General features: G+C 51.0%; 16 protein-coding genes. 8 read left to right on the forward strand and 8 right to left on the reverse strand.

Translation table 11 applies throughout. The features are described 5' to 3' along the window. Positions 1 to 175: 175 nt before the first annotated feature. The gene (gene psbZ, locus ACKFKH_RS22420) at positions 176 to 364 is read right to left on the reverse strand and encodes a photosystem II reaction center protein PsbZ (protein ID WP_446860579.1); all 189 of its coding nucleotides are present in this window, start codon (positions 362 to 364) and stop codon (positions 176 to 178) included. 95 nt (positions 365 to 459) lie between these two features. Between psbZ and ACKFKH_RS22425 the strand changes: the two genes are divergently transcribed. The 6 genes from ACKFKH_RS22425 (at position 460) to ACKFKH_RS22450 (ending at position 8,783) form a co-directional block, all read left to right on the forward strand. Further along, the gene (locus ACKFKH_RS22425; RefSeq protein ID WP_446860580.1) at positions 460 to 3,216 is read left to right on the forward strand and encodes a CBS domain-containing protein; all 2,757 of its coding nucleotides are present in this window, start codon (positions 460 to 462) and stop codon (positions 3,214 to 3,216) included. A gap of 76 nt (positions 3,217 to 3,292) precedes the next feature. Beyond that, complete coding sequence (locus ACKFKH_RS22430) at positions 3,293 to 4,888, forward strand: serine/threonine protein kinase (protein WP_446860581.1); 1,596 nt, start codon at positions 3,293 to 3,295, stop codon at positions 4,886 to 4,888. Between the two features lie 200 nt (positions 4,889 to 5,088). Then, the gene (locus ACKFKH_RS22435; RefSeq protein WP_446860582.1) at positions 5,089 to 5,409 is read left to right on the forward strand and encodes a DUF6825 family protein; all 321 of its coding nucleotides are present in this window, start codon (positions 5,089 to 5,091) and stop codon (positions 5,407 to 5,409) included. A gap of 63 nt (positions 5,410 to 5,472) precedes the next feature. Further along, positions 5,473 to 7,392: an ABC1 kinase family protein gene (locus ACKFKH_RS22440; protein ID WP_446860583.1), complete on the forward strand. Its 1,920-nt coding sequence runs from the start codon at positions 5,473 to 5,475 to the stop codon at positions 7,390 to 7,392. A gap of 30 nt (positions 7,393 to 7,422) precedes the next feature. Beyond that, complete coding sequence (locus ACKFKH_RS22445; protein ID WP_446860584.1) at positions 7,423 to 8,169, forward strand: Stp1/IreP family PP2C-type Ser/Thr phosphatase; 747 nt, start codon at positions 7,423 to 7,425, stop codon at positions 8,167 to 8,169. A 416-nt stretch (positions 8,170 to 8,585) separates the two neighbouring features. After that, positions 8,586 to 8,783 (forward strand): NblA/ycf18 family protein, encoded by a 198-nt coding sequence (locus ACKFKH_RS22450; protein WP_446860585.1) that lies wholly within the window; start codon positions 8,586 to 8,588, stop codon positions 8,781 to 8,783. Between the two features lie 326 nt (positions 8,784 to 9,109). Here ACKFKH_RS22450 and ACKFKH_RS22455 read toward each other — a convergent pair whose 3' ends face one another. The 6 genes from ACKFKH_RS22455 to ACKFKH_RS22480 all read right to left on the reverse strand — a co-directional run bounded on the left by ACKFKH_RS22455 (position 9,110) and on the right by ACKFKH_RS22480 (position 14,648). Further along, entirely contained in the window at positions 9,110 to 10,009 is a 900-nt protein-coding gene (locus ACKFKH_RS22455; protein ID WP_446860586.1) for a hypothetical protein, read from the reverse strand. A 178-nt stretch (positions 10,010 to 10,187) separates the two neighbouring features. After that, positions 10,188 to 11,303, reverse strand: a complete 1,116-nt coding sequence (locus ACKFKH_RS22460) for a glycosyltransferase family 4 protein (protein WP_446860587.1) — start codon at positions 11,301 to 11,303, stop codon at positions 10,188 to 10,190. Then, on the reverse strand, positions 11,269 to 12,270 hold the full coding sequence (hpsE, locus tag ACKFKH_RS22465) for a hormogonium polysaccharide biosynthesis glycosyltransferase HpsE (protein WP_446860588.1): 1,002 nt from the start codon (positions 12,268 to 12,270) through the stop codon (positions 11,269 to 11,271). Before hpsE (ACKFKH_RS22465) ends, ACKFKH_RS22460 begins: the two co-directional genes overlap by 35 nt. Before the next feature lie 58 nt (positions 12,271 to 12,328). Further along, the gene (hpsE, locus tag ACKFKH_RS22470) at positions 12,329 to 13,294 is read right to left on the reverse strand and encodes a hormogonium polysaccharide biosynthesis glycosyltransferase HpsE (protein ID WP_446860589.1); all 966 of its coding nucleotides are present in this window, start codon (positions 13,292 to 13,294) and stop codon (positions 12,329 to 12,331) included. 88 nt (positions 13,295 to 13,382) lie between these two features. Further along, positions 13,383 to 13,754 (reverse strand): hypothetical protein, encoded by a 372-nt coding sequence (locus ACKFKH_RS22475; RefSeq protein ID WP_446860590.1) that lies wholly within the window; start codon positions 13,752 to 13,754, stop codon positions 13,383 to 13,385. 681 nt (positions 13,755 to 14,435) lie between these two features. Further along, positions 14,436 to 14,648 (reverse strand): hypothetical protein, encoded by a 213-nt coding sequence (locus ACKFKH_RS22480; RefSeq protein WP_446860591.1) that lies wholly within the window; start codon positions 14,646 to 14,648, stop codon positions 14,436 to 14,438. Here ACKFKH_RS22480 and acnB point away from each other — a divergent pair, their 5' ends adjacent. Then, a complete protein-coding gene (acnB, locus tag ACKFKH_RS22485; protein WP_446860592.1) occupies positions 14,649 to 17,258 on the forward strand; it encodes a bifunctional aconitate hydratase 2/2-methylisocitrate dehydratase in 2,610 nt (869 codons plus the stop codon). A gap of 452 nt (positions 17,259 to 17,710) precedes the next feature. Here the strand turns inward: acnB and ACKFKH_RS22490 are convergent, their stop codons facing one another. Further along, complete coding sequence (locus ACKFKH_RS22490) at positions 17,711 to 19,288, reverse strand: PAS domain-containing sensor histidine kinase (RefSeq protein WP_446860593.1); 1,578 nt, start codon at positions 19,286 to 19,288, stop codon at positions 17,711 to 17,713. A gap of 577 nt (positions 19,289 to 19,865) precedes the next feature. Between ACKFKH_RS22490 and ACKFKH_RS22495 the strand changes: the two genes are divergently transcribed. Next, positions 19,866 to 21,044, forward strand: coding sequence for a GNAT family N-acetyltransferase (locus tag ACKFKH_RS22495; RefSeq protein ID WP_446860594.1), 1,179 nt, complete (start codon positions 19,866 to 19,868; stop codon positions 21,042 to 21,044). The last annotated feature ends 84 nt before the right edge of the window (positions 21,045 to 21,128 follow it).

The following is a 21,128-nucleotide window of genomic DNA, read 5'->3' on the forward strand; positions in this document are numbered from 1 at the left end:
TGGGTATCAGAGAAAACAATTCGCAACTCTAAACGTTCATAATCAACTTAAGAAAGATAACTTTGGGGTGGCTGAATGACGAATCAGGTCTTAACTTGTTTTGCAACAAAAGATAGCGTTTGAATTGCAACGCCTGTGTTCATCATTCAGCACATTTTGAGAGGTGACTTGAAATTTAAGCAACCAGGAAATTGAGTGCGCCTACGGCAAAAACCAAAATAATCCAAAGTCCCGACCCCAAAAGCAATAACCGCTTTGACTGATCCCAATTGCGAGGGGAAGCGTAGGCAACGGGCACTGCGACCACCATGACAAATGAGAAGATAACGAGAGCAGCTAAGGCAATCTGAAACAAAATTGACATCTTTTTTCTCCCAAACTCAGCAAATAAATAAACCCAGCTTTGGCGGCAGATAGACTGCACTTATCACCAGCCCATGAAAGTAACCTATCAGAAAAATGCACCTGATTCTATGCCATACGACGGCAGATTTTGACACGCTGGGGGCGGCCGTAGGGCTGACTCGTCTCTTACCGGGATCGCGGATCGTTTTGGCGGGGGGTGCCCATCCGACGGTGCGAGATTTTTTGGCGCTGCATCGCGATGAGTTTGCTTTGATTGAGCGGCGATCGATTGCTTCCGATACCATTCATGCCCTCTCTTTGGTGGATGCTCAACGGCGCGATCGCTTCGGCAAAATGGCGGAATGGTTTGATCTGCCCAATCTGACGATCGCAATCTATGACCATCATTCAGCAGCAGATTGTGACATTCCCACTCATCAGCTTTGTGTGGAATCGGTTGGGGCGACGACGACGTTGATTGTAGAAAAACTCCAGTCAGCGCAAGTTTCACTCAATGCTGTAGAAGCCACCGTCATGGCGCTGGGTATTCACGTCGATACGGGATCGCTGACGTTTGAGCAGACGACTGCACGAGATGCGACGGCGTTGGCGTGGTTGATGACGCAGGGGGCAAATTTGCGAACGATCGCCCATTACGTCGATCCTGGACTTTCTCCCACTCTGCAAATGCTGCTCAGTCAAGCTTTAGACACCTTGCAGTCAGAAGTCATGGAGGGCTATACCGTCTCATGGGTGCTGTTAAAAACGGAGGATTATGTGCCAGGACTGTCTAGCCTTGCGTCTCGATTGATTGACATGACTGAAAGTGATGCGCTGCTGTTGGCCCACCAATACTGTCGCGGGGCAAATCAGTCGGAGGCCAATGTTTTGACCGTGATTGGGCGATCGCGCATCCCAGGCACCCATCTCAATGCGCTATTCAAACCTTGGGGGGGCGGCGGGCATTCTCAAGCGGCAGCGGTCACGGTGCGAGACGGCGATCCAGACCTTTTGGCACAGTTGGTTACTGCCTTGAGCGCTCAGATTCCCCAGCCGCCGATCGCCCGTGAGTTGATGTCGGCTCCGGTTCGCACAATTCGCCCTGAGACGACGATCGCCGAAGCTCAAAGAATTTTGCTGCGCTATGGGCATTCTGGCTTGTCGGTGGTGGATTCTCAAGATCGGCTTGTCGGCATTGTGTCGCGTCGCGATCTGGACATTGCCCTACATCATGGGTTTAGTCACGCTCCAGTTAAGGGCTATATGGCGACGAATTTGAAGACGATCGCGCCCGACACACGCCTCCCCGAAATCGAATCTCTGATGGTCACCTATGACATCGGGAGGCTTCCCGTTTTGGACGAAGGTCAACTAGTGGGCATTGTGACGCGAACGGATGTGCTGAGACAGATTCATCAACAAGAAACCGGGGAGCAGAGCAGAACCAAGGAGCCGTTCACTCAAATCTCAAAAGTTAACCCTCCAACCCTCGATCGACTTCCTGAAAATCTCCGGAGAATCTTGACGATCGCCGCCCAACAAGCCGAACTGCGAGGCTGGCACCTTTATCTAGTGGGGGGTGCGGTGCGCGATCTGTTGTTAGCCGATTCGGATGTGATGATTACGGACATTGATCTGGTGGTGGATGGCTACCATCGATCGACCGATGTGGGCGCAGGTGTGGAATTAGCGCGATCGTTGCAAACGCTTTATCCCAACGCTCGTCTGGAGGTGCATGGCAAGTTTCAAACAGCAGCGCTGCTGTGGCACAAAGATCCTGGTTTCGATTCGCTGTGGATTGACATCGCCACGGCTCGGACGGAGTTTTATCCCTACCCGGCAGCTAATCCAGAAGTAGAGGCGAGTTCGATTCGGCAGGATTTGTATCGTCGAGATTTCACCATTAATGCGCTGGCCTTGAGATTGACGAATCCGCGCTCTGGCGATCTGTTGGATTTTTTTGGCGGCGTTCTCGATTTGCAAACAAAACAGATTCGTGTCCTCCACACCAACAGCTTTATCGAAGATCCGACGCGCATTTATCGGGCAGTCCGGTTTGCGGTGCGGTTGGGGTTTGAGATCGAGCCACAGACCGAAGGCTACATTCGTCACGCGATCGCCAGTGGTATTTACGAACAGATTCAAAAAGTCGCCGGACGGGTCAACGCGCCCGCTTTGCAAACTCGCCTCAAATCAGAACTCAAATACAGTCTGCAAGCCCCTTACTGGAAGGCAGCTCTACAGAAGTTAGACGACCTGCAAGCCTTGCGCTGCATTCATCCCAATCTGAAATTCGATCAAGCCCTGAGTTGGCAACTGCGATTTGTAGAAAAGCTAATTGCCTGCGATCGTTTGCAGACCCTCACCCCCTGGCAACTGCGGCTAGAAGTTTTGATCGCGCAGCTTGATCCCGCAGATCGCCTTCCGGTCGCCCAAAATCTGCAACTCGCGAGTGATAGCCGCGATCGCCTCTCCCGGTTAGAGACGGTTCAACATCACCTAGACGAGAATCTGCCTCACTGTCATCGTCCCAGTCAAATCGCTCGACTGCTCAAACCTTATGATCTGCCGATGCTCGTTTTAGTGGCGGTCAAGAGTGCACGATTAGCGCAAGGCGCAACTCCGAAGGAACCGATTCGCAGACAAATTTGGCGCTACGTCACGGTCTGGTCAACGGTGAAACCCGCGATCGACGGGAAGGATTTGCAACGGTTGGGATACAAACCTGGCCCTCAGTTTAAGCAAATTTTGGACGATTTGTGGGCGGCTACGCTGGATGGAGAATTGAGCGACCCCTTGCGGGTAACTCAAAGAGATCGCTCTCAGACAGAAGCGTATCTAGCCCAACACCATCCTCTGCCAAATTGCTGAAAAATTCCTAGTTCCTGATTCTAGGTAAATCTGCCCGAAAGGGGTAGCATGGTTTGAACTGTGCAGAGAGACAGCGATGGAACTTAAAGCGGGAATCACTCTCCAGGGCGGAAAATATCTGCTCAATCAGGCGTTGGGCAATCAAGATTTTGGCATCACTTATCTAGCTACCCAGACCTATTTAAATCAAACAGTAGTTGTCAAGACGATCGACCCCAGCCTGCAAATTACCCGTAGCTTTCCTCACCTGCACCAGCGCTTTGTCGAAGAAACCCGCCTTTTAGCGAGAAGTCAGCACCCTAGCATCGTCCGGGTTCTCGACTTTTTTCAAGAAGAAAATCTGCCCTTTATCGTCATGGATCAGGTGCCCGGAAGAACCCTGGCCGAAATCATCCAGGTCAAAGGCGCACTCACCGAAGCTCAAGCCGTCTATTTTATTCGGCAAATCGGGGCGGCTCTGGCAGTCGCTCACCACAACGGACTGATTCACCGCAACCTCAAGCCTCAAACAGTAATTCGCCGACAAGGAACTAATCTCGCCGTTTTGGTTGGATTTGGGATTGCTCACGACCTAGCAACCTCTGTGACCCCCTCACAAAACTCCGCCGCCGACCTTAACTCATTCGCCCCGCCGGATGCCTCTTGGCTCGGTGACAATCGATTTGCGATCGACCTCTACGCCCTCGTCGCCCTCTTTTATTACTTACTAACCGCCCGTCCGCCCAGTCAGCCCCTGCAATTTGACGGACAACTCTGGAATCCTGCTATCAAGCAAGCGATTTTGCGGGGTCTTTCTAACGACAAAAATGTGCGCCCTCAGACGATCGCTGACTGGCTGCGCCTCCTACCGAGAGAATCATTGCCGCTGGTCGCCCCACCAACTGCTGCCGCCCCACCGCCGCCTCCCGTTTTTAGCAACGGACACTCAGCCAATGCTGCCGTCCCGATTGCTCAAGTCGCGATTTCGCCAGTCCCGCCAAAGCCATCCACCGACAACGGTAAGGGAGCCGCTTTGCCGATCGTGCCCGCCGCCATCACACAGCCCCCTTCTACCGTGAATGCAACCGCTGTGTCTGCCGCCAAAAAACTCGCCCCGGTTCCCGCTGTCTTACCCCCCCGCCTGCCCAAAATTCTTGGACTCACCAGTGTAGCGGCGGCTGCGATCGGCGTATGTTTTGGGCTAGTTTTACGCTTTAGTGCCGCCCAAGCCCCCGGTGCCAGCCTCTTTCACCCCGAACAGTCTTTTCCGTCAAAGGACTGGAAAGGCACGCCAAATGCAGAAGACTTGTCAGAGATTCCAGTCGAGAAGCCTGTCACCGGAGCCTCCACCCGCAACGCCGTCAATGCACGTCCGTCAGAAACTTCGATTCCTAGCGGCTCAGACTATAAAAACGCTCCTCCTGCTGATACCTACCTCGAACCCGCTCCGCCCAAACCTGTTGAGCCTCGTCCTGCCACCCCTCGCGCCAAAGACCCTGTTGAGGTAGCTCCCCCGATCGTCAAGCCTGATCCGGTTCCTGCACCCCCCGCTCCCGTTGCGCCTGCTCCCAATCAAGCCCCCGAACCTCCCGCTCCCGAACCTCCTAGCGCCGCGCCGGAGCCGCCCCCTGTCAACAAGCAACCGATCGGAGGCAGCACTCGTGATACTGCTCCCGTCCCGCCTAAAGAATGAGAACTTGAGATTCAGGAACCCATTCCTTTCATTCAATTTGTGTGAGGAATGTAGCCAAATTCGATGAGTCAGCAATCTCTTGCGGCTTTGGTCGCATGGATTTGGAAAACTAGCATTAGCTCAATTAGCAGTTTCTCGCTACCCCCACTCCTGAGTTCAGGCAAGCTATAATTCAGGGCAGTGTGCGTATGAAAAACCCCATGAGTAGTCCTTTGATTCACGCCTTTTTTGTCGGTCGAGCGATCGCTGAAATCGCCTATGAACAGCTTGAAGCGGGGGTCACAAATGCCCTGAGCGAATTGGGCAAATTTGATGCCGAACAGCGAGAAAACTTGCGAACCTTTGTCGATCAAGTCACCGAACGAGCCAACCGCGAAGCAGAAATGGCTCAACGATCGCAGACCTCTACGATTGTCCGAGTCGATGCTCCCACTGATTTGCAGGCGACGATCGACGACCTTCGAGCCGAAATTGCTGAGTTACGCTCAGAGTTACAGCGCTATCGCAGTCGTTCTGTTTAGCAATTTAAGCAACATTTCTACATCAATAGCCGATAATTAAACCAAAGTTAGTTGGAAGGTCGAGTGTCTGTTTCTCCGAATGACTCCAGCACGCCCCAGCACCCCGCGGAGCCAGTGACAGGTGCTGAACTACAAGTGTGGCAAAAATTGTCCCTCGATCCGGGTGGGGCAAGCAATGGTGTATCTAAAACACTGCCTTCTCACATGACCCACGAAAGCGACGATTCTCTAGAAGAACTGCCTCTTGGTCACGCTCCCTCAGAAAGTCTGCTTGCTACCCCTTCTCGCAAAGCGATCGCCAAGCCTCACAAAGCCAAAGCCTATCGCTGGAGTCGAGAACGCTACTCAAAACAAGGGCGCTTTATTGATATTTGGGCATTTGTCCTCAAGCTGTTGGGCGCAAGGTGGCTTTACAACAAGTCTTGGAGCTACCAGGGCGGCATCTCGGATGCAAAAAAAGCAGCAAGGCGGCGATCGCTGGCCGCTTGGATTCGCGAAACGCTGCTTGATCTGGGGCCGACTTTTATCAAAATTGGTCAACTTTTTTCGACTCGGGCCGACCTTTTTGCCGTAGAGTTTGTCGAAGAATTGTCGAAACTTCAAGATCGCGTTCCTGCTTTTAGCTACGAACAGGTCGAGACAATCGTTGAGCAGGATTTGGGCAAGTCGATCGCCGAACTCTACCGCAGTTTTGATCCGATTCCCCTTGCTGCCGCCAGTTTAGGGCAGGTTCATCGCGCTCAACTCTATTCGGGTGAAGAAGTTGTTGTCAAAATTCAGCGTCCCGGTTTGAGACGACTGTTTGAGATCGACCTGGCCATTCTCAAGGGGATCACGCGCTATTTTCAAAGCCATCCCGAATGGGGACGCGGACGCGACTGGATTGGCATTTATGAAGAATGCTGCCGGATTCTCTGGGAAGAGATTGACTATCTCAACGAAGGCCGCAACGCCGATACCTTCCGCCGCAACTTTAGAGGACTGGATTGGGTAAAGGTGCCCAGAGTCTACTGGCGCTACGCTTCTCCACGAGTGCTGACCCTGGAATATCTGCCGGGGATCAAGATCAGTCACTATGAGGCGCTAGAAGCGGCAGGACTCGATCGCAAGCGTTTGGCCAATCTGGGCGCAGAAGCCTACCTGCATCAACTTCTTGACAATGGGTTCTTTCACGCCGACCCGCACCCTGGCAATATTGCAGTCAGCGCCGAAGGAGAGCTAATTTTCTACGATTTTGGCATGATGGGGCAGGTCAAAGCCATTACTCGTGAGAAACTGCTTGACACCTTTTTTGGCATTGCTCAGAAGGATGCCGATCGCGTCGTTGAATCCTTAATTGCCTTGGGTGCTTTGGCTCCGACCGATGACATGGGGCCGGTGCGGCGATCGGTGCAGTTCATGTTAGACAACTTCATGGACAAGCCCTTTGAGGATCAGTCCGTTAGCGCCATTAGCGACGATTTGTATGAGATCGCCTACGGCCAACCCTTTCGATTTCCGGCTACCTTTACCTTTGTGATGCGAGCTTTCTCGACTCTAGAAGGGGTTGGCAAAGGTCTCGACCCAGACTTTAACTTTATGGAGGTTGCAAAACCGTTTGCAATGCAGCTTATGACGAATGGAAACTCTTCATCCGAAGCGGGAAGTTTGCTTAATGAATTAAGTCGGCAAGCGGTACAGGTGGGCAACACTGCCTTTGGGCTGCCCCGTCGCATCGAAGACACCCTCGATAAGCTAGAGCGGGGCGATATTCGAGTGCGGGTTCGCTCTACAGAGACCGATCGCATTCTGCGGCGGATGAGTGGGGTTAATATGGGGACAAACTACACCCTGCTGACCTGCGCCTTTACATTGTCGTCTACGATTTTATTTGTTAACAACTTCCCGTGGATCGCGGCGGCGATGGCAGGGGCGGCGGTTGTAAGCGCGATCGTTTTGATTCGGCTACTCGTCCGGCTCGATCGCTACGAGCGTCTGCCTTAGCTCCCAAGTCTTTCCACCCTTCTCCTCGCTATGAAACTCCTTTTTACAGGGATGACGGATACGGGCCTCGTTCGGTCTGTTAACCAAGATGCTTACTACATTGACCCAGCGGGGCACTTTTTTGTGGTGGCAGATGGGATGGGGGGTCATGCAGGTGGGCAAGAAGCGAGCCGTCTAGCTACTGAAGCGATTCGAGCTTATCTAGACACTCACTGGACTTCGACAACCTCCTCTCAAGATCTTCTAGAAAAAGCCCTGCTGGAGGCCAACTACGCCATTCTTGAAGACCAGCGGCAAAACCCAGAGCGATCGGACATGGGGACGACGGCGGTGGTCGTTATTTTTCGAGATGACCAGCCGATATGCGCCCATATTGGAGATTCGCGGCTATATCGTCTGCGGGGCGCAAAGCTAGAACAAATCACAGAAGATCACACCTGGGTGGCACGGGCGATGCGTCTGGGTGAGATTACGCCGGATCAAGCGAGAAGCCATCCGTTGAGACACGTCTTAGCCCAATGTCTGGGTCGAGAAGATTTGCGCCAGATTGAGATCGGATCTTTAGCGGTGCAGCCGGGCGATCGTCTCCTACTCTGTAGTGATGGACTGACCGAGGAGCTTTCTGACCAGTTGATTGCCAATCAGCTTAAATCGATTCGGGCTTGTGAGAAGGCGGCGGCGGCTCTGATCAATGCGGCCAAAGATCACGGTGGACGAGACAATATTACCGTGGTGATCGTGACGATCGATGGTCTGAGCCGTAGCGACAAAGAATGACTCAATCAACACAGACGCAGAGCAACAGGCAAGGTAAGTTCTTGTTGTTGCTTGATTTTGTGGGCAATTGACGATTGACTTTCGTGAATTCAATTTGACAAAGCCTTTGTGGAGTAAGCTTTTCAGCAATGCGTGCGTCCACTTTTCCTATTCATGTTTTGCCACATCGAAGGGAGCTAAGACTGCCTTTTGCTTGCTTACCTGACTCAAGGTGTACGGTTATCCTCCCAAAACTCAGCCAAGTGGAGTATGGTCACTTTGTCAAACACTTGTTATCTTTTGTAATAACGGATTAGTGATTCGCTTTCTGATTTGGGTATCTTTGAGGAATCAACTGAGTTCGTCGAGAATCTACCCTTGACAATCCCAAGTCAAAGATTCTCTGATCAACCTACTCTCTTACATTGGAGCCTGTCATGAACCAACCCGTAGAACTGTCGCTGGAACAAAGATTCAACATTCGATCGTTTGAAACGCAAGTCGAGAAGATGAGCCGCGAACAAGCCCAAGACTTCCTCGTCAAGCTGTACGAGCAAATGTTGATGCGCGAAACCATGTATCGTCACTTCCTCAAGCATCAATGGGGTCTAGAGCCTGGCCCACAGATGCCGTAGCTTCACTTCTCGCTGCATGGGCGGCCTCGATCTCTTGCTTTGTTCTGATGTGGAAAGAAGCTGGTGTGTGGGGCGTTCATCCGAGAACCAACTGACTCCGTACTTGAATCTAAACGAGTATCTGAACTTAAACGATGCGTGCTGTGAGCCGCCTTGTCGGAGGGCGCTCTCAAGAGACAGATTGCAAAGCTTTGCTCTGATACCAAACTTTTCTCCATTGTTTTACAGTCACACGCTTTAAGTACCGTGACTGCCTGCTCTAAATAAAGCGCATTGATGAATTAGAAGCGGGTAGACCTTCTGGTTTCTGCGTTTAGAATCTTTAACTAGCCAAACAGACTGCTATCCGGTGCCAGCCAGAGTACCAGATTTCGCACGTAGGCATGAATGTCGGCGATCGCTCTCGGTTCGCTCATCGTATTGCCGGGTAGCTCATCGACAAAGCTAGGACAGCCCATTTGAGTATCCCAGTTGTAGTCGCAGAAGTGATGAAAGGTGGATTGAGCGATCGCTCGTCCCAAATGATTGCCCAGTTCATCTATCTCACGCTCTAAGGCAACTGCTAGATTAAACTCGCGCCCGGTCACTAAGCTTTTCCCAGTAGCGATCACCTGTGCGTTGGGAGTCTGGGCAGTTACGCCAACGGCTCCTTCGTGGGGGTGGGCCGGAAAGAAGTCAATGTATCCAGAGGAAGATTGGGGATTTTGAAGGAGATCGTGAACGGGGGATAAGCGGGTAATCGCCTGATAATCGCCGTTGCGTCCTGAGTGGTAGTTGGGGTAAGAGATATAGGTGGTGTAAGGATCGTCAATACAATGGCGAGTTGCGTCCGGATCAGGATTTTTGCTGTGAAAGAAGTGGGTTGCGCCGATGCCAGCCAGCGAGCAGATCGAGCAGCCTAAATCCATGTGATCTCTCGTTGCCAGAATGCCGCCGCCCCGTTGCCGAAACGCAGTAATTCCAGCACAATCTTTTTCGGTAATGCCATCGCCGACATCGACCGCGAAGAGCCAGAGTTGGTCAAAGGGTGAGCGCTCCAGCGTACTCAAAATGGGATCGTCGCCCTGGGAGTCAGATTCACGATCGCGAGACACGACTTCGCAGAGAGGATTGCCATTATCAGTAAGCGATTCTAAATACTGGTGCAGCAAAGAGAATCGGGCAATGCTCCAGTCGTCTGCTGTCGTGGGAATCGTCGTCTGTAAAAGAATCCGAAGGGGCCGCATATATTCTTCTCTAGCACTGAGAGGATTATAGCGATTCTTGAATTTAATACAATCTGAACTGATACCAATCCTTCATAAAGCTGCACGCCTTCTGATCGCCCCTAACCCGCTTGAAAAGAGGGGAAAAGAATGGGTTGTGAGTTGAGTGTCTGAGTACCAATTTGAAGTTTTTGGATCGTTAAGTTTTTGAATCTTGTGTGATTGCAGCCTGACCGATTTCTTGATAAATCATCAGGAATTGATCGACGACGCTGACAGGAGAAAACCGTTCACTCACGTATCGATAGGCACTTTTGCCTCGATCGATCGCTGCCTGGGGATTCTCCAAGCATCCTTGCATTGCAGCAGCGAGTTCTTGAATGTTTTCTGCCTCAAACAGCAGATTATTTGTCCCTGCCATTTCGGGTAGACCGCCCACGTTAGCGACGATCGAGCAAGTCTGAACGCTGGATGCCTCTAGAGTGACGTAGCCTGCGGGTTCTTGCCAGCGAGAGGGGGCAATCAGCGCCAGAGACGATCGCACAATGGGCAAAATGTCCGGTTGAGAATAGTTGCCTAAGAATTTTACGCAGTCCGAAATTTCTAATTTGTCAGCAAGGTCTTTCAGGTCTTTCGCCTGATTTCCATCACCAATGATCAAAACTTTAAAGGGATGATTTTGAGTGCGAAGAATTTTAGTGGCCTTAAGCAAAAGATCAACGCCTTTGTCGTTGTACAAGCGACCGACATAAACAAATGAATAAGGTTTAGAGAAAGTATCGATCGTCTTTTCAGGCTGGTTTCTAGGAATATTAATCGGATTATATAAAGTGTGAACCTTCCAGGGAAAGCTGTGAGACTCGGCGAGAAACTGACTACAGGCTGCCTGACGATCGCTGACCAGGGTTGTAGAAAATCGAGTTACAAGCCTGGCTAATTTTATAAAGGTGTGAAGCTTCCACTTGAGGGGATAGTTGCGTTTGGGCAATGAGTAGATGAATTCTTTTTTGAGCCGTTGTAATAAAGACATTGGCTCATAGTGATCATGAATTGATAGATAAAAAAGATAGTGATATTTGAGGATAATCTTCTTACCCAAGAGTTTACATAGGATTGCAAAAGCTAAATGATTAGAATTCATATGAACGACATCAGCTTGAGCGATCGCAGTTAGCCAATCTCGAACAGAAGTCTCTTTGGTTGAGATAACCTGTGTCTCGATTCCTCTTTTGTGAAATTCTGGAGCGATGGAGTTGATGTAGGTGAGAACGCCAGCAATTTCATCCTGGACGTGATTGTGTTGAATCAGTATCATAACTTACATTTCTTTTAAGATTTAAGCGATGGTTCCATAAATAGAAGGGGCTGGCTACGCTGCTTTTAAGTAATTCCAATTCGCAAGCGGCAAACAGGTCGGTTTTAATGACTTTTCTATATTGAATGGAGTGCCTTGTAAGTTTGATCAAGTCATTGACTAAAAACACCGGGAAAGCGATCGGGCGCTGCCAATCTTTAAGCCGAATCATCCGAATGTGATGTTTTGCCAATCCTACCCCGCGCACTAGCTTGATCAAATAGTCTCGCTCCAAGCGCCATTCTGGAATCTGATGATAAAGGTGCATTTCAGGGTTATACCAGATCTCCCAACCTTGCATCTGAACATGGGCAACCGCTTCGATATCCTCACTGGCTAACATCGAGTCAGCCGTTCTACCAACCAGAAATTGCTGCTGGGGGACGGCATTTAACCAGGCTTCTCGACGAATCACTAAACCTGCGGTCGGAGGAAGGACTCGCCGCTTGGGTGTGTATATGTGAGGTTTTGAACCACGTTCGATAATCGCTAAATAGGTAGACAGTCGTTTGAATTCTTCGGGCGGCTCGACTTCAAACTCTCCATGAATTTGACCGTTGAAAGCGCCCGCTTTGGGATGTTCTTGAGCAAACTTGTAGGCAGCAGAAATCCAATTTTCGTCAGGAAGATTATCGTCATCCAGCAAACAGATGAGTGAGCTATTTGCATTTTGAATCGCCGTCTGTCTTGCAAAAGCGGCTCCTTGTTTTCCTTCAAAAAGGTAGTGAATAGAATCGGGCTGAGGCCAATCTTTTTGATAAGTTTTAACGACTTCTGAAGTACGATCGCTGCTGTTGTTATCGACAATAATGATTTCCCAGGCGATGTTCTCGGTGTTGACTTGCGATCGCAATCGTTCTAATACTTTAGGCAATCGATCGGCACCGTTGTAGGTACAAATCGCAACACTGAGATCGAGTGACTTCATAGGAGTTCTAATTTAATGTCAGTACTTGCAAAACGGTAGAGCGCCCTGTCCCTGAACTTCAACTTGAATGGGCTTGTTTCCGCTTTTCGTAGAGGTTCTTCCAAATATGAAAGGGGCTGAACAGTCTGCCTACAAAAAACTCCATTTCACAGGCAGCAACAAGGTCGGATTTAAGGGTGCTGCGATGTTGAATGAAATGTAGCGCAATCTTGCGAAGGTCGTTGAGCAGCAGTAAGGGAAACATGAAGGGTCGCTGCCAGGGCTGAAATCTCAACATGCGAAACCGATGCTGGCTGAGTCCGATGACACGAAAGAAGTTGACTAAATAATCTCTTTCTAGACGCCACCTGGGAATTTTGTGAACGATCGTCATCTCCGGGTTGTACCAGATTTCCCAGGAGGACTGCTTAATATAAGACAGCGCTTCTGTCTCTTCACCTTTGAGCGAAAAGCCTTTGCCGACGGGGCCCTGAACGATCTGATCTGTCACCCAATCCAGCCAGACCTGCTTGCGAATCACCAACCCCGCCCCGACGGGTAAGCCTCTTTTGTAGGAGTCGTAGCGAAAGGTTTTTTTGCGCTCCATTGTGGGCAGGTAATGGGAGATGCGCTGAAAGTTTTGCGGCGGCTCGACTTCGTACTCTGGGAGAATGCGGCTTCCGTAAGCGCCTGCGTTGGGGTGAGTCTGAGCAAATGTGTGGGCGGCCGCAACCCAATTGGGAGTGGGCAGATTGTCGTCGTCTAGAAAAGCAATGATCTGCCCGTTGGCTTCGTGAATAGCTCGACGGCGGGCGATCGCTGCTCCCTGTTGCGGTTCAAATACGTATCGGAGTTGGCATTGGGGCAGCCAATCGCTTTGGTAATCACGAACCACATCCGCCGTGTTGTCGGTGCTGTTGTTGTCTACGATCAAAACTTCCCAACTGACGGATTCGAGTTGGATTTGCGATCGCAGTCGGTCTAGCATTGGCGATAGACGAGCAGCACCGTTGTAAACACGGATGGCTACAGTAATATCCAGCATGGTTCTTAGGTAAAGACTACAAAAGACAAGCGCGTCTCACCTATAATTTGCCCAGGCTAAGGATTTTCTATCAGCCTTTGGAGGGGTGTTATTTGAATAGGGTTAATTTGGCGCGATCGTTCAGTAGGACTCCTCCTTTTTCATTCATGCTGAAGTCGTTTCCGGGAGTTAATCCTTTGTCGATTAGTCTTTTGTAGAGAGTCATGGAGGTAATACGGCGGATTTCTCGCATCACGTAGCCCGGAACGGTGTTTTCGACCGCCCAACAGAAGGCGAGGGGGTCTGTGTGGATCAAGCGTTCGAGGCTGACGAGGACGATTCCGGCGACATCTCGAAGGGTGAGGTGGCTTCGCAGGTTGGCGATGATTTCTTTGCCGATGCAGGTGTTGCGGGTTGCGAAGGCGCTGGTCAGTCTGCTGATGTCTTGTTCGAGTTTGAGATAGCTAATTTTTTGTTGCACGATGTCTAACTCACAAGGGACTTTCGGTAGCAAAATTACGATTCCAGAAAGTATACCCTGAGATAGATTTCCGCTTGTTGCAAAATAACTAACTTTCCCAGGAAGTTTGTTGCTCTTGAGCCGAAAGCTTTGTGAAAACTGGGGTTTCGTCTGTTCTCGTCTTAAAGTCTTCTTAACTCACTTCTTGAGCGATCGTGCCTCCAAGCTCTCTTGGTTTTCTCCCAAACAAAGTTAGGCGCTTTGCAAAGAAACCGCATTCGTTACGACAGAACCTGCGATCATTAGAACAGAACTTACGATCATTACGACAGAACTTACGATCGTTACGACAGAACCTGCGATCGTTACGACAAAGCCTGCGATCGGGCATTCGATTTGAAAGATCCTTCGTACAAGACAAACAACAAGCCCGCCACATCATTGATGCAGAATTTACAGAAATCAAAGCCAAGCAACTTCCCCAATGGCAAGACTTATTGAAAAGGTTCTGTAAATGCTACCTGTAGCTCAACGCTTTCACCTTTTCAATGGCACCCCCAACATTTGGCAAGGGTTATCCACATTGTTCTGCGGTTTCAATCCAAAGTTTTGCGGCAATCTCTAGTTCTGCCAAAGTTTCGGGCAAAGTTTCGGGCAAAGTTTCGCCTTGAGCCAAACATCCTTTCAGCGCTGGAATTTCAGCTACATAGCCACCCTCACCACTGGGATAAATCGCGATCGGATAGTTCCTGACAAAGACCCGATGTTAGGAGTCGATGGCACGCCTGTCAACTCAGAAAGAAACTCTTCATACTGAAATAAGAGACGAAACCTGGCAAAATTCCTCGATAAAGTTGAACTAATCGACCGAACGCCGCAAAATCGTTGAATGCCGATCGTTAAGAGAAACTTCACATGCTTGAATCCTACCGCCACCACGTAGCCGAACGCGCTGCTTTGGGCATTCCTCCGCTGCCGTTGACCGCTCAACAAACCTCTGAACTGTGTGACCTGTTAAAAAATCCTCCGACGGGCGAAGAAGAAGCGCTGCTGTCCATGCTGCGCGATCGCGTTCCTCCGGGCGTGGATCAGGCCGCTTATGTCAAAGCGGGATTTCTCACGGGGATTGCAAAAGGGGCGATCGCCAGTCCTTTGATTTCTCCCAAAGAGGCCGTGTTTTTGTTGGGCACGATGATGGGCGGCTATAACGTTCACTCGCTGATCGAACTGTTGTCCTCAGACGACGCAGATCTGGCTAATGAAGCCGTTGCCGCTTTGAGTAAGACGCTCTTGATTTTTGATGCGTTTCACGATGTTCAGACGTTGGCTGAGACGAATGCGTTTGCCAAACGAGTCCTGCAAGCCTGGGCAGATGCCGACTGGTTTACCCACCGTCCCGCGCTCGCAGAGGAAATCAAAGTCGTCGTCTTCAAAGTGCCCGGAGAAACCAACACCGACGATCTGTCTCCTGCGACTCATGCCACCACTCGCCCCGACATTCCGCTTCACGCGCTGGCCATGCTCGAAACGCGGCTACCTGGCAGTCTGCAAACGCTGGTCGAATTAAAGAAAACGGGCTACCCGATCGCTTACGTGGGCGATGTTGTGGGAACGGGTTCTTCGCGCAAGTCGGCGATCAACTCGGTGCTGTGGCACATCGGACAGGATATTCCCTTCGTGCCCAACAAGCGGACGGGTGGATATATTTTGGGCGGGACGATCGCTCCAATCTTTTTCAATACAGCAGAAGATTCGGGAGCCTTGCCGATTCAATGTGACGTGACTCAGATGGAAACGGGCATGGTGATCACAATCCACCCCTACAAAGGTCAGGTGACTGATGAATCGGGAACGGTGTTGGCGACGTTTGGTTTGCAGCCGGATGCGATCGCCGATGAAGTTCGAGCAGGTGGGCGAATTCCTCTAATCATTGGACGTGCGCTCACTGACAAAACTCGGCTGGCAATGGGGTTGTCTCCCAGCGATTTGTTTGTGCGCCCCCAACTGCCTGTTGATACCGGGAAAGGCTTCACGCTGGCTCAAAAAATGGTCGGCAAAGCGTGTGGTTTACCAGGCGTGCGTCCCGGAGCGTCATGCGAACCTGCGATGACAACAGTGGGATCTCAAGATACGACTGGCCCCATGACCCGCGATGAATTAAAAGAATTGGCCTGTCTGGGATTCAGTGCTGATCTCGTCATGCAAAGCTTCTGTCACACGGCCGCTTACCCAAAACCCGTCGATATCACCACTCATCACGAACTGCCTGATTTCATCTCATCCAGAGGCGGTGTGGCGTTGCGTCCCGGAGATGGCATCATACATTCCTGGCTCAATCGGATGCTGATGCCTGACACAGTGGGGACGGGCGGCGATTCTCATACGCGGTTTCCGTTGGGGATTTCCTTTCCGGCGGGATCGGGACTGGTGGCATTTGCGGCGGCGATCGGCGTGATGCCTCTCGACATGCCCGAATCGGTTTTGGTGCGCTTCAAAGGTGAAATGCAGCCAGGGATCACGCTGCGAGATTTGGTGAATGCGATTCCCTATGTGGCGATTCAGAAGGGTTTGCTGACGGTGGGCAAAGAAAATAAGCAAAACATCTTTGCGGGCAAAATTATGGAGATCGAAGGACTCCCTGATCTTAAAGTCGAGCAAGCGTTTGAACTCACCGATGCCACCGCCGAGCGTTCTTGTGCGGGCTGCACGATCAAACTCAGCATCGAAACGGTTTCAGAATATCTGCGATCGAACGTTGCCCTCTTAACCAATATGGTCGCCCGTGGCTATCAAGATGCCAGAACGATTATGCGCCGCGTCGCCCAAATGGAAGCGTGGCTGGCCAACCCTGTCTTACTCGAAGCCGACCCCGATGCGGAATACACCGAAATCATCGAGATTGATTTGAATCAGATCAAGGAACCGATCGTTGCCGCACCCAATGACCCCGATAACATCAAGCTACTATCTGAAGTCGCTGGAGACAAAATCGACGAAATTTTCATCGGCTCCTGCATGACGAATATTGGTCACTATCGAGCCACCGCCAAAGTGCTAGAGGGTGCGCCCCCGGTGATGGGTCGTCTGTGGATTTGTCCCCCCACTCGCATGGACGAAAAGCAGCTTAAAGAAGAAGGCATTTACGGCATTTTTGGAGCGGCGGGAGCCAGAACCGAGATGCCCGGATGTTCACTGTGTATGGGCAATCAAGCACGAGTCGCCGACAACACAACCGTTTTCTCAACCTCGACGCGCAACTTCAATAACCGCATGGGCAAAGGCGCACAAGTCTACCTCGGCTCTGCCGAACTGGCCGCCGCCTGCGCGTTGTTGGGTCACATTCCCACCATTGAGGAATATCTGGAAGTCGTGTCGAAGAAGATCAATCCCTTTGCCGATGATTTGTATCGCTACCTCAATTTCGATCAGATCGCAGGATTTGACGACGAAGGCCGCGTGATTCCGCTAGAAGAGATGCCCCGCATTGAGGACATTTTGGGACTGCCGATCGCCGCCGGGAGATAGTGTCGATTTAATTTGTAGATGCGACAAATCTTCAACCTCCCCCAACCCCTCATTAGTTAGGCTACCGTGTACACACAAGTCGTTATCGCTTCGTTTCAGGCGGCTTCAGCCCCCTAAATCCCCCAGTCTGGGGGACTTTGACCAAGGAAAGATTTCCAAAGTTCAAAGCCAGGACGACGGCTCAAAGTCCCCCATTTTTGGGGGATTTAGGGGGCGAAGGACCTCAGCAATGACAGATCGATCGACGTGGGTGTACACGGCAGCATTAGTTAAGCGGGGAATAGCTGCCGTGAAGACAAATTAAACGCACCTAGACGAGTGGATGGGCGGCCAAGTTCTCAAATCATCCCTCTCGCGGAGCGTGCCGCCAGCAGCAACCCCTCATCCCCCATCGCGAAGCGGATTATCCAAAAAGGGGAACAGAGCATCGAAGTTCTCCCTCATCCCTTCCCTCACCCAATCCCCAACCTCTGCGTCGCCTGTCCATCCGCCGCTCCATAATCTGACCTCGAATCGACTGCCCCATGACTCAGCGGCAATCGGATCGTAAATCGGCTGCCCTGACCCTCTTGAGACTCAACCTCGATCGTGCCAAAGTGCAGTTCTGCCAGTCTGCGAGTGAGAGCCAACCCCAACCCCGTGCCTTCGTGTCTGCGCGAAACGGAGCCATCTACCTGCTGAAAAGGCTGAAACAACAAATGCTGCTTGTCTTGAGGAATGCCGATCCCCTTGTCCCAGACGACGATCTGCATATCACCCGCCTGCACTTCGACATCCAGCCCGATCTGCCCGCCTTCTTCAGAAAACTTGATCGCATTAGACAACAAGTTGAGCAACATCTGACGCACTCTCAACTCATCGGCCATCAAAGGCGGCAAATTTAATTGGATCGAGTGATGCACTTCTAGTTTGCGGCTGCGGGCCTGTTCGCTGACCAGTCCTAGCGTGTCTTCACAGAGTTCGTTGAGGGCGATCGGCACAATTTCTAGCCGCATCTGACCCGCTTCGACCTTGGAGAGATCCAGCACATCGTTGATCAATCCGAGGAGGTGTTGACCGCTCTGATTGATTTGCTGAATGTAAATTTCTTGTTTGGGATTGAGAGAGCCAAAAATCTGTTGCCGCAAAATCGACGAAAAGCCCAAAATTGCCGTCAGTGGCGTTCGCAACTCATGAGACATGTTGGCCAAAAATTCAGACTTGAGGCGGCTGGCTCGCTCTAGCTCCAGGTTTTTGGCGGCGAGTTCAGCTTCGATTTGTTTTTGCTGAGTGATGTCGCGTGTGATAAAGGAAACGGCTGTCGTGTTGTCTCGCTCATCACAGATGGGGCCAACCGACACCAGCGCCGAAAAGCGTTCTCCATTGCGACGACTGCACAACACTTCACCGCTCCATCCGCCCGCGATCGCCTGCTGAATCAACCACTGAGTTTGCCGCCGCTCTGGATAAAACACGCCCGAATTTTTGCCCAACAACTCGCCTAACTGCCAGCTAAAGATGCGACTGGCCGCAGGGTTGGCGTAGAGAACTTGACCGTCTAAATCGGTGATCACCGCGCTATCGTAGGCAGATTCTACGGCTCTAGAAAACATTTGCAGTTGTTTTTCGATCCGCTTGCGCTCGGTGACATCTCGCCCAATGCCAATGCCGCCAATCAGTTCACCAGTGCGGTGCAACAGTCGCCCATTCACTTCTAAATAAATCTCGGCCCCGACTCGCGGCTGAAGGACAAACTCAAAGTCTCTGAGTTCGCCTGTGGTCATCAGGTTGCCGAAAGCTTTGGCAGTTTTTTCGCGAAACGGAGGTGAAACAAACTCTAAGTAAGGGCAGCCTACAACGTCTCGGTCTTCACAGCCTAATAGTTTTTTCCCATAGGAATTCATGTAAGTGAGCCTACCCAACAGATCCACGGTATACACCATGTCATTTGCGGCTTCTACATAGGCTCGAAACAGTTCTTCTGATTGTCCGAGACTGAGTTCGATCGCACCCATCCGCAGAAAGGGATCGTCGGAATTGGAGTTCAACATTTTATAAGGGTAACCAGGTTCTGAGTTCGGCAGCGCTGGCGCGAAATTTACCTTACGTGGACAGCAGAAACACGACGGAGGGCAAGTGAGGGATTCAAACTTTCAGGGGTCGCGGGTCAGCTTAGAGATTTGGTAGAAGAAGAGATTTGGTAGAAGAATGGCTTCAAGTCCCTTAATCTCACCAGTCAAATCTACCCATTATGCTTAGATGCAGTTAGTTAGATGCAGTTAGTTAGATGCAGTTAGTTAAATGCAATTAGTTAACAGTGTCTATCAGGTTTCCACTTAGGCTAACAGGGTTTATACGGATCATCCCCTTGTGGATTTAATAAATTTAGCAAAGAGGATTCCGTATTTCTACAAGGTGTACTGGTGAAATGGCTGAGAATCTTGCGTCTATGAATACTTTATAAGCAAATCAAAAGATTATTCTGTGTAAACGCGATAAGTATAAATTCGGGAGTTGCCAAGATTGCGGATGCTGAGATGAAGAATCGCTGGTTGGGCAAAGACGATCGCGCTTCCCCGGAGACGATCGCGTAGGATAATGCCTTTAGCTCATTTGGGAGAACGATCGATGTCAGTAGGTCGATTTGAGTGTCGCATTCCAGCCAGCCAGACCGAAGTCAATCAGCTTGGACAAATTCTGGCCCAGTGCTTTAACGCGCCCCCTGCTGATGAATCGGTCTACATGAGTCGAGTGGGCATCCAGAATATTCGGGTGTTGTGCGATCAGGATCGGGTGATCGGCGGTTTGGGACTGCTAGAAATGGGCCAATGGTATGGATCACGGGTGCCAATGGTGGGGATCGGCGGCGTGGGAATTTTGCCAGAATATCGGGGTCAAGGCGGTGCGATCGCTCTAATGCAAACCGTCTTGCAAGAACTTCACACTAGAGAAATCCCACTTTCAGTCCTGTATTCTGCGGCCCAACCGCTCTATCGCAAAGCAGGCTACGAACAAGCAGGCACTCTCTGCATTTGGAGCGTTTTGACGAGCGAACTTGAGATGAGAGCGGATCGTTTGCCGATCGAACGGGTTTCGCTCAATGTCGAGGAGTTTGCCCCACTTTATCAACAGCAAGCCTCGCAAACAAATGGGTTCCTCGATCGCAATCCGTTTATCTGGCAGGGACTCCTAAACGCTGACAAAGGAATGCCACTCTATGCTTATCGGATCGGCACTGCCACCCAGCCAGAAGGGTATGTGATTTTTGAGCATCAGAACGAGGGCGACTATAGCCAGATTGTGATTCGAGATTGGGTGTTGTTGACTCCGGCGGCAGTGAGAAAGTTTTGGGCGTTTTGGGCGGTTCATCGATCGCAGGTCGATCGCATTCAATGGCGCAGTTCTGCGATCGAGGCGTTGTCTCTCGTGTTGCCAGAGCAAAAAAATGTCGAGATCAAAACCCACAGTCGCTGGATGTTGCGAATTGTCCATGTGCAAAAAGCGCTAGAACAACGCGGCTATTCCCCAGACGTTTCGGCAGAGTTACACCTTGAGATTCGAGACGGTCTGTTTCCAGCAAATGCGGGCAAATTTATTCTTACAGTAGAGAAGGGGCAAGCAACCGTCACAAAGGGAGGGCGAGGCGACCTACAACTGGATGTCAGCAGCCTGTCACCGCTCTACACGGGATTGTTTTCGCCCGCTCAATTGCAGTGGTGCGATCGTTTGACGGGTTCGGATGCTGCGCTGGTGATCGCCACTCAACTTTTTGCGGGGTCGCCTCCCTGGATGCCTGATGCTTTCTAAACTGATGTGAATTCGATGGGAGGTTTTCGCTTCGTTGATCGCGTCTTTTGCCCCCCAAGCTGCCAATTTAGGGTTAGATAAGAC

It is taken from the genome of Phormidesmis sp. 146-20 (genome assembly GCF_052939475.1).

Bases quoted from the DNA above. Each gene is read 5' to 3' on its own strand.
- psbZ (WP_446860579.1), bottom strand. From the start codon at position 364: ATGTCAATTTTGTTTCAGATTGCCTTAGCTGCTCTCGTTATCTTCTCA.
- ACKFKH_RS22425 (WP_446860580.1), top strand. From the start codon at position 460: ATGCACCTGATTCTATGCCATACGACGGCAGATTTTGACACGCTGGGG.
- ACKFKH_RS22430 (WP_446860581.1), top strand. From the start codon at position 3,293: ATGGAACTTAAAGCGGGAATCACTCTCCAGGGCGGAAAATATCTGCTC.
- ACKFKH_RS22435 (WP_446860582.1), top strand. From the start codon at position 5,089: ATGAGTAGTCCTTTGATTCACGCCTTTTTTGTCGGTCGAGCGATCGCT.
- ACKFKH_RS22445 (WP_446860584.1), top strand. From the start codon at position 7,423: ATGAAACTCCTTTTTACAGGGATGACGGATACGGGCCTCGTTCGGTCT.
- ACKFKH_RS22450 (WP_446860585.1), top strand. From the start codon at position 8,586: ATGAACCAACCCGTAGAACTGTCGCTGGAACAAAGATTCAACATTCGA.
- ACKFKH_RS22455 (WP_446860586.1), bottom strand. From the start codon at position 10,009: ATGCGGCCCCTTCGGATTCTTTTACAGACGACGATTCCCACGACAGCA.
- ACKFKH_RS22460 (WP_446860587.1), bottom strand. From the start codon at position 11,303: ATGATACTGATTCAACACAATCACGTCCAGGATGAAATTGCTGGCGTT.
- hpsE (WP_446860588.1), bottom strand. From the start codon at position 12,270: ATGAAGTCACTCGATCTCAGTGTTGCGATTTGTACCTACAACGGTGCC.
- hpsE (WP_446860589.1), bottom strand. From the start codon at position 13,294: ATGCTGGATATTACTGTAGCCATCCGTGTTTACAACGGTGCTGCTCGT.
- acnB (WP_446860592.1), top strand. From the start codon at position 14,649: ATGCTTGAATCCTACCGCCACCACGTAGCCGAACGCGCTGCTTTGGGC.
- ACKFKH_RS22490 (WP_446860593.1), bottom strand. From the start codon at position 19,288: ATGTTGAACTCCAATTCCGACGATCCCTTTCTGCGGATGGGTGCGATC.
- ACKFKH_RS22495 (WP_446860594.1), top strand. From the start codon at position 19,866: ATGTCAGTAGGTCGATTTGAGTGTCGCATTCCAGCCAGCCAGACCGAA.